Raw genomic sequence first — 8736 nt, 5'->3', positions numbered from 1 at the left:
CGCGGCAATAAATAGCGTGATGCAGCCCACATAGGCAATCACCAACAGCACTTCCTGCGTGAACACCGGGTAGCAACGGCCCACCAAATACACGCCGGCAGCCACCATTGTGGCCGAATGCACCAAAGCCGAAACAGGCGTCGGGCCTTCCATGGCGTCAGGCAACCAAACCTGCAGCGGAAATTGTGCGCTCTTACCCACACAACCACAGAAAATGCCCAGGCCGGCCACGACCAGCAATCCGTAGCCCAAGCCATCCGTCCGCCAGTCGTTCATTTCCGAAGCAATTTCCGATTGTGCGGCGGCATCGCCTCCCATTTGGCGATGATCCTGCACGATTTCGGCCACTTTGTCGCCGGCGGCCGACTTCACCATGCCATCGGGCGGCACCAGCTTGTATCCGTTTTCAGGTGACCGAATCTGACTAAAAATGCCCAGGGCAATCACTCGGCCGTCTGCATCTTTCGTATCGCCAAATGTGAACGTGCCCAACGCGCCGAAGAGCGCCATCAAGCCGATGATGAACCCAAAATCTCCCACGCGATTCACAATAAAGGCTTTATTGGCCGCGTTCGAAGCACTTTTCCGCTCGAAATAAAACCCGATCAAAAAATACGAGCAAATTCCCACCAGTTCCCAAAACACGAACGTCATCGCCAAATTTCCGGAAATCACCAACCCCAGCATGCTGAAGCTAAACAGCGACAGATACTGGAAAAACCGATGGTAGCGTCCCGGCCGTACTAAGTGATGGCCATCGGAAAGCTTCACTTCATGATCCGTCACTTCGTGCAGTTCGTCGTGCATGTAACCGATGGCGTAAACGTGAATGCACGAAGCAATCAGCGTGACCATGCAGAACATGGCCACCGTCAAAGCATCGATGTACCAACCGATGCTGATTTTCAGCTTTCCCACCTCGGCCAGCGTGTACCAATCGCCGCTGTAAGAAACCGGCGGAGTGGCGGCGCGCTCGGTCGGTGCCACGCCTTCCACAGGAGCTTTCGCCAGCGTGCCAACTTCGGTGGCAGCCTCATGCTGGGCTGCAGAAACCGGATGCTGACCCAGCCAACCGCCCAGCGAGATCGCCGATAATATGAACGCCCCAATGATGGCGCCACACGCAACATAAGCCGCCCCCTTGCCATGCGAGCCCATGTGCCGGCCAAAAAACACAATCAACACAAACGACGCAAGCGGCAATAGCCACGCGATTCCTAGCAGCATCGGTAGTGTCGTCGAAAGGTCCATAGGGTTTTTAGAAATGCGTTTCGAGTTTTGCGATTTGAACTTCGATTTCTTCGCGACTAGCCCTTCAGTTCGTCCGCCCGATCAACATCCACCGTCGAATGGTTGTTGTAAAAGTTCAATGTAATGGCCAGCGCCACCGCCGCTTCGGCCGCCGCCAGCACAATCACAAACACGGCAATCAACTGGCCATCCAAGCCGATCGACGCTTGGCCATCGGCATGCAAAATCCGGCTGCCGAATGCAATAAAATTGAGATTCGCGCCATTAAGCACCAGTTCAATGCCCATCAATACCCCCAAAGCATTCCGCTTGGTGGCCATACATACGGCCCCGCAAACAAACAGCACGGCGCCCACTACCAGGTAATGCGTCACTCCAATCGGTTCAGCAAATAAATTCATAATTCGGCTCCGCGATTACCTACCGCTTATGGTTGAGCAAATTTATCCCTCGACTTCGCGCATCACCCTCCGCCGTTTTGCCCGAGCTAAATACGCGGCCCCAATTAGCACTACCAGCAAATGCACCGACACAATCTCAAACGGCAATAAATAGCCCGACAATACTCCGGCCTGTTGCGCGGCCCCGGCTTTCGACAAAGCATCGACTCGCACTCCCAAAAGCCCCTCGCCAACTGCGGTTGTAGTGGGCGCGGCCATTACGGACGGATCGTTGCTCGCCGCTCCTGCATGCCACTGCGGCACACTGACAGCGGCTTGTGCCAACACCGCGAACAGCGAACCTCCAACTACGGCCGCTAAAATCCAATCGCCGCTGTGGGTCCTCATCGAAATGAAAGGACTCTGAGCCGTTAACATCACGCCAAACACCAACAGCACAAGCGTCCCTCCCACATAAATCAAAAGTTGCATGGCGCCGATGAAATCGGCTCCCGCCAAGAAAAACAACCCGGCCGTCGCTCCCAACGACAAGACAAGATAAAACGCCATCCGCACAATGTTACTGGAAAACGCCACGGCCAACGCAAAGCCGCAGGCTGCCAGCGAAAACAGTAAAAAGTAAACCGTGTGCCAATTCATGGTGTCATTTGTCCGCGGTTCGTTGCTGGGTTGTTTGCTTTCTGACTCCTGATTCCCGTTCCTTCCTGCTCCCTCACCGCTAGCAACTGACCACTGACCACCGACCACTGACCACTGTTCTCTCCCCCATGATCCGCAAACGCGCCTTCGCGAACCTCGCCAGAAGGCAGCGTCTGCTTCAACCACAGCCCTCCGGGAAATTCGTATTGCCACACCGCCGCGCCCACAAACATCACGGCCGCAATCGGCGTGCAGTATTTCAAGCAAGTTTTCATTACCTGATCGATCCTGAGCCGAGGCAGCGTCCAGCGGACCCAAATCATCACCGTCACGCCCAAAATGCATTTCCCGATGAAATTCAAGCAACCCAGCAAATTGGCAATGTAACCCAGCGTATGGAAATCGGTCGCGCCTGGTTTGTAGGCCCAACCCAGCATGTGCGTAATCGGGATCGGCCCATTCCAGCCGCCAAAAAATAAAATCGCCCCCAGTCCGGCAACCGTGAACATCGAGCCATATTCGGCCATGTAAAACGCCAACCAGCGGAAACCGGAATACTCCGTATGAAAACCAGCCACCAACTCGCTTTCCGCTTCAGCCAAATCGAACGGTGCTCGGTTCACGCTCGCCGTGGCGCACGTAAAGTACACCCAAAAAATAATGAACGTGAATGGGTCGTGAAAAATAAACCAGTTTGTCAGCCACCCCTGCTGCTGCTGCGCAATGGCGACCAAGTCGAGCGATCCGGCAATCAAGCACGGCGTGACAATACACAAGCCCAGCGGCACTTCGTAGCTTACCACTTGGGCCGCCTCGCGCATCGCTCCAAACAACGACCATTTCGAAGCCGAAGCATACCCTGCCAAAATCACCCCGAACACTTCCAAACCCAGCACGGCGATGATGAAAAACACGCCCACATTCATCGGCAGCGCCACCCAACCATCGGCAAACGGCAGCGCCATCAATGCGGCATAGGAAAACACAAAGCTCACATACGGCGCCAGCTTGAACAACAACCGGTCAGTTCCGCCCGGCATCAAGTCTTCTTTGGTGATCAGCTTCAGGCCGTCGGCCAATAGTTGCAACCAACCAAATTTGCCGCCGGTGCGCGTCGGTCCCAAACGATCCTGAATGCGCGCCGAAACCTTCCGCTCAACCCACACAAAAAACATCGCGCCGATAAACGGCACCAGGAGCAGCAAATTGCATTGAATGAACCCGGCGAGCAAATCGCTCAGCCAAGGCCACCAGCCCCAGTGATGAATAAAGAAATCAGCCACCGCCGGTGATTTGTCCTAACAAGGAAAAAACTTGACGGCGGACCCATTACGGCTTCCGCTCGCCGGATAGACCGAACCGTCCCCAACGCATGATTGAAACGGCCTTTAAGATCGTGAAATATGGCACAAAGTCCCCCTTCTCGACAAGCCCCCAAAAACTATCGGGCCAAGGTCTAATTCGGCACATCCCCGGGAGAGAACACCTCCTTCTCCTCCAAGTTCGGCGTGCCGTGCCGATTGCCCGGAACCTGGGCGCACATCCGAATGCTTCCCACCCCTTTTTGCCAGTGGCCCAAAACGCGCCTTGATATACGATACACTTGTACACTATTATGCGCTCGTCGATCACCTATCCCAACTGGAGAAATAGAATGAGCACCAACAACCCCAATTCCTATCACAGCGGCGACACATCCCCGGTCATCATGGTGGCTGACAATGCCACCTTCAACTTTGCCATCGGCGATTTGCTCGTCTTCGAATCGAGCGCGCACAGTACCGTCGCGTCCGTGGCAGACAAAATCACGCATTCTTCGACCGCCAACGCCGATCAACAAGCCGTGCATGACAGCTTTTGCGGGGTTGCGGCTCAAGCCGTGCTGAATGTCGCAGGCGGCGGCCCGGCATCGCCGGAACTCCGGGTTCACACCCGTGGTCGGCATCGATTCACTGCCAGCGGAACAATCACTCGCGGCGATCTAGTTGGCGCCGTTTACAACAGCACGACCGGAAAACTCGAAAATCAAATCGTGCAAACCGTAACCAACGAAAAGTATGCGATCGGCGTGGCCATCATCGACGCGGTTTCCGGCGGCATCGCCGTTGTGGAGATCATCAGCACCCAATTCTGGGGTGGACCGCAACCAAAGGCCAGCTGATGAGCGACGACGGCCAATCCCGCACTCCAGGGATTGGCCGTCAGTTATTGTTGATCATGGCCCTGACCGATGGCCTCGGTCGATCACTCTTCTTTACAACCCGCAGCCGCTGCCACTATGATCGCTGCCTTTTCATCGGCTACCGATCAATCTCCCCCATCACAACATCCAGCGATCCCACAATGGCCGGCACGTCGGCAATCAAACAGCCTTTGCACAGTTCGTGCGTGACCGACAAATTACAAAACGAACTACTTCGCGCCCGCACCCGCCAAGGGATGGAGCCCCCTTCGCTGACAATGTAAAAACCCATTTGGCCGCGGGGGCATTCGGTTTCCAAATAGGCTTCCCCCTTCGGCAATTTTTCGGTCAACTTGACCGGTTCTCCCCATGAACCGGTAGCCCGACTGTAGCGATCGATCGCCTGCCGCACCAAATCCATCGATTGCACCACTTCCAGCATCCGCACATAAAACCGATGCCAACAGTCGCCCAGCACGGCCTGTTTGGGCACCGCTGGGTATTTGTGATCTTTCGGGTAATGGCCGCCTTTTTGCACAACAACTTCGAAGGCATAGCCGTCGTACATTTCGGTATAGCGTTCCTCGCCATCACGGCGTAAATCCTGATCCACGCCGCTGCCGCGCAACACCGGTCCAGTGCAGCCATAGTTAATCGCCAACTCCGGCGACATCACGCCAATGGCCGCCGTGCGACGGACGAAAATCGCATTGGTCGTCAGCAAGGCATGATACTCCGCAATGACCGGCTCCAATTCATCCAAAAACTTCTCACATCGCTGTAACCAACCGGGCGGTAAATCCGCAGTAGCCCCGCCTACCGTGATGTAGCTATAAGTGAGCCGCGCCCCGCATGCTTCCTCGAACAAATCCAGAATTTTTTCCCGTTCTCGGAAGGCGTACAAAAATGGGCTGAACGTGCCCAAATCGAGCCCATACGCGCCCATGCCCACTAAATGGCTGGCGATGCGCCCCATTTCGGCAATGATCACCCGCAAGTGCTTGCCTTTGGCCGGCATTTCGTACTTGAGCAGCTTTTCCACGGTCAGCGCCCAGCCCAAATTCATATTCATTCCGGCCAGGTAATCCATCCGGTCGGTGTAGGGAATCCACTGCCGGGGCGTTAAATTCTCGCCAATTTTTTCGGCACAGCGGTGCAAGTAACCGATGTGCGGCGTCACTTCCGAAACGATTTCGCCGTCGGTGCGCAACACCAGCCGCAGCACACCATGCGTACTGGGATGCTGGGGCCCCATGTTCACCAACATTTCGTCGGTGCGAACGTCAAATTCTATAATGCGTTGGTCGTCGGTCGCTGTTGCCATCGTTGTTTTTGCCGGTTATTTCCCGCGAATCCCATGATATTCCAGCGGCATCTCGTAATCCTTCCGCAACGGATGCCCTACCCAATCTTCCGGGCACAAAATTCTGCGCAACGCTGGATGCCCCACAAATCGTACACCGCTGAGGTCAAATACTTCTCGTTCGTGCCAATCCGCCGTGCGCCAAATGTGGCTTACCGTGGGAACCTCCGGCAGTTCGCCGGCCACCTCGTTCTTCCAGCGCGGCAACATTACCTTCAGCACTAAGCTCACTCGGTTAGGCACGCTCCACAGGTGATACACCAACTCCGTATGCGGCTGCCAGGAAACTTTGGCTGCCTTTTTCGCGTCCGGTTCGCAGTAATCGACCCCCGAAATCAATTGCAGCATGTCGAATCGCAAACTCGGTTCATCGCGCAAATAGGTGCAGACTTCGACCAGGCCGGCGGGCGAAACTTCAATCCAAGGATCGAGCGCCTCCAAATTGCCGCCGGTAATTTTGTCGCCGAATTGCTGCTTCAGGCGATCCAAGAACGATTGTCCACGCATAGCAAATCACCATGTCATCCACGAGGCTTGACCCGCGCTTGCCGTTTAGCAAACCGGCATTTTCACGCCATCATCACGGGCTCGAGTTCCACGGTCCCTGACGACGGTATCCGTTGCGGTTGCGAAATCGGCTCCTGTGCCGTCGCCCGCACCCAATCCAAATCGCCCCGTCGCCATACGTAGGCAAAGCCCACCATCAAAATCGCGAAAAATGCCAGAATATCGACCAGCGCCAACCACGCCAACTGATTGGCGGAACTGCGAATTTCTTCCGTCGCGTGTGGCGCCGCAGCCTCAGGCACACTCAATTCACGATATATTCCCGCTGCCGCTGGTGTAAGGGCCGGCTTCGAATCTGTGCTAGACGCTGCTGACTGTACCACCGGCAAATTTGGATCCATTAAATGCGTTGACTTGCCAAACACATTGGCCCACGGGAAGAAGAACGCCACCTCCACGTCAAATATTATGAACAATAGCGCCACCACGTAAAATCGGATGTCGAACTGCACAAAGCTCGACCCAATCGTGGGCTCGCCGCACTCGTAAATTTCCAATTTTTCCGGATTAGGCGCCTTCGGCCGCAAGAACTTTCCCACCACCAGGTTCACAAACAAAAATGCAAACCCGAAAGCCACAAATAGCGCCAAATACCCGGCAATCATTGTCGAAGTGGTCATCGGTCATCTCCCTCTCCCTTGCGGAGAGGGCGGCATGAGGGGTCCAAGATTCTACTTAAGCCCTCGGTCAATGACCGGGGGCTAACTACTGATGCAACGAAACCGAACCCGCATTGTAAAAGACCACTTGCCCTTTGCAAGCGGAAAACAATTCCAACACGCGGAATGTCCGGTGCCAAATCTCCAGCTCATCCGCCTAGCTTCTGCTCCCACTTAGCGCGGGCTTTTATGCACTGATCACGTAGTGTCGGGCTGAAGTTCCATCCATTCCGCTCCATTAATTTTCCACGTCCGTCCCGACTTCCGATCGATCCGGTACGTCAAATAAACCTTGCCGTTTGTAATTAAAGCTAAATCGTAATCGCCGGCTGGCACCTGGGCTGAATCCTTAATTTTAACGAGCTTGTTGTCTGCTTCGTGCCACGACTCGCCGGTGCTTCGGTCAATTTTCCACGTTTCCCAAGTATCGCCAATGAAGGTCGAACGCAAATCGTATTTTCCGCTGCCGGAAGAAGTGCTGGCCGTTGCTTGCCCCCATGCCTGGCCGGTCATGATTTGCCCCAAAAGCCATCCGGCAAACAAACAGCCCAGCGCCAAACACCCTAGTTGAATTCGCTTACTCATGCTAAAACCCTTTCCTTTTTTGTGATTCACGCTTACTGAACAAACGCTTCCTCCTTCGCGATGTCGGGAATCTGCATATCACACGGCACATGCATTACCAACCAAACGTCCCCTCGCATACCGTCTCAGACAATTGCTTCCTCTCACTTGGCGCTTCCCGCTTTTGATTTTCTGGTGAAAGCAACTCTTTCTTACCAGGTTTTCCAATGGCGGCCATCGCTTCCACCCGAAAGCCATCGGGAATCTTCAGCGCCGCTTTAGCCCGATCATAATCGAACCCTTGCATGCCATGCGCCACATATCCCTTCATCCACGCTTGCAAAGCTAAATTCTCCCATGCGGCGCCCGTATCGAACGAATGCGTCGGATACGGCTTGCCATTGAAATCAAACGTGGTTTTGGAGACGAACACCAACAACGCAGCCGCATTTTTCGTCCATGCTTGGTTCTGCGGCACCATCAAATCGAAAAAAACTTGCCAATGCGGAGTATTCCGCCGGGCGTAAAGAATTCGCCACGGCTGGTTGTTGTACGACGAAGGCGCCCACCGCGCTGCTTCAAACAGTGTCATCAATTCCGCCTCCGAGATTTCCTCGCCCGACATGGCCCGCGGCGACCACCGGTCCAAAAAGAGTTGGTCAACCGCATGGCCTGCCTTTCGGACTTCGCTTCCCTTGATCATGAAACCTCCCTTTGAGCTTTCAGACGCAGATCGCACAGCGCCAGCCGGCTCATTGAATTTCGGAATTGGGCCACCCGGATGCTATCATGATGTTACGAACTCCGTTCTTTGGCAATTCGTATAGATCCAGCCCCACAGTGGGCTAATCGGCTTCCAATTTGATTGGGGGCTGGGCAGCCGCCTTGTCCGAAGTGCTTCGCCCTGCGCCGCACCCAAATGTGGCGGTGATGTAACACCGAAAGGGCCCCCGCCGATGTCGGCACTTTCCCCTCGAAATTTTTCGCGCTACTTGTGAATTACAAAAAATGCCGAGTTTTCTCGAGCGGATTTTAGCACGTGGCCAATTCAAGAGGAAAGTTCGTGGAAAGTTGGAAGCAGTGCCACCCACGGATCAACCAGCGGAATCG

10 protein-coding genes are annotated in these 8736 nt (G+C 54.8%); 1 reads left to right on the top strand and 9 read right to left on the bottom strand.

All coding sequences use genetic code 11. From position 1 onward, the window contains the following. The 4 genes from VMJ32_03465 to nuoH form a co-directional block, all read right to left on the bottom strand. Positions 1 to 1227 (bottom strand): proton-conducting transporter membrane subunit (locus VMJ32_03465; protein HTQ38057.1); only part of this gene is annotated, 1227 nt, incomplete at its 3' end. Positions 1228 to 1307: 80 nt separating this feature from the next. After that, complete coding sequence (gene nuoK, locus VMJ32_03460; protein ID HTQ38056.1) at positions 1308 to 1652, bottom strand: NADH-quinone oxidoreductase subunit NuoK; 345 nt, start codon at positions 1650 to 1652, stop codon at positions 1308 to 1310. A gap of 42 nt (positions 1653 to 1694) precedes the next feature. After that, positions 1695 to 2291, bottom strand: coding sequence for an NADH-quinone oxidoreductase subunit J (locus VMJ32_03455; GenBank protein ID HTQ38055.1), 597 nt, complete (start codon positions 2289 to 2291; stop codon positions 1695 to 1697). Further along, positions 2288 to 3574 (bottom strand): NADH-quinone oxidoreductase subunit NuoH, encoded by a 1287-nt coding sequence (nuoH, locus tag VMJ32_03450; GenBank protein ID HTQ38054.1) that lies wholly within the window; start codon positions 3572 to 3574, stop codon positions 2288 to 2290. The genes VMJ32_03455 and nuoH overlap by 4 nt, the downstream gene beginning before the upstream one ends. A 371-nt stretch (positions 3575 to 3945) precedes the next feature. Here nuoH and VMJ32_03445 point away from each other — a divergent pair, with 371 nt between their 5' ends. Further along, the gene (locus tag VMJ32_03445) at positions 3946 to 4452 is read left to right on the top strand and encodes a hypothetical protein (GenBank protein ID HTQ38053.1); all 507 of its coding nucleotides are present in this window, start codon (positions 3946 to 3948) and stop codon (positions 4450 to 4452) included. A 139-nt stretch (positions 4453 to 4591) separates the two neighbouring features. Here the strand turns inward: VMJ32_03445 and VMJ32_03440 are convergent, their stop codons facing one another. The 5 genes from VMJ32_03440 to VMJ32_03420 form a co-directional block, all read right to left on the bottom strand. Then, on the bottom strand, positions 4592 to 5797 hold the full coding sequence (locus VMJ32_03440) for an NADH-quinone oxidoreductase subunit D (protein ID HTQ38052.1): 1206 nt from the start codon (positions 5795 to 5797) through the stop codon (positions 4592 to 4594). A gap of 15 nt (positions 5798 to 5812) precedes the next feature. Beyond that, positions 5813 to 6343 (bottom strand): NADH-quinone oxidoreductase subunit C, encoded by a 531-nt coding sequence (locus VMJ32_03435; GenBank protein HTQ38051.1) that lies wholly within the window; start codon positions 6341 to 6343, stop codon positions 5813 to 5815. Between the two features lie 62 nt (positions 6344 to 6405). Continuing rightward, entirely contained in the window at positions 6406 to 7023 is a 618-nt protein-coding gene (locus VMJ32_03430; GenBank protein HTQ38050.1) for an NADH-quinone oxidoreductase subunit A, read from the bottom strand. Positions 7024 to 7260: 237 nt separating this feature from the next. Continuing rightward, positions 7261 to 7647: a hypothetical protein gene (locus VMJ32_03425; protein HTQ38049.1), complete on the bottom strand. Its 387-nt coding sequence runs from the start codon at positions 7645 to 7647 to the stop codon at positions 7261 to 7263. 94 nt (positions 7648 to 7741) lie between these two features. After that, positions 7742 to 8329 (bottom strand): nitroreductase family protein, encoded by a 588-nt coding sequence (locus tag VMJ32_03420; protein ID HTQ38048.1) that lies wholly within the window; start codon positions 8327 to 8329, stop codon positions 7742 to 7744. Between the last annotated feature and the right edge of the window lie 407 nt (positions 8330 to 8736).

The sequence above is a fragment of the Pirellulales bacterium genome (assembly GCA_035499655.1).
Taxonomy (GTDB): Bacteria; Planctomycetota; Planctomycetia; order Pirellulales; family JADZDJ01; genus DATJYL01.
The sequence above is the reverse complement of the archived record's forward strand: the minus strand, read 5'-3'. Positions and strand labels throughout refer to the sequence as shown.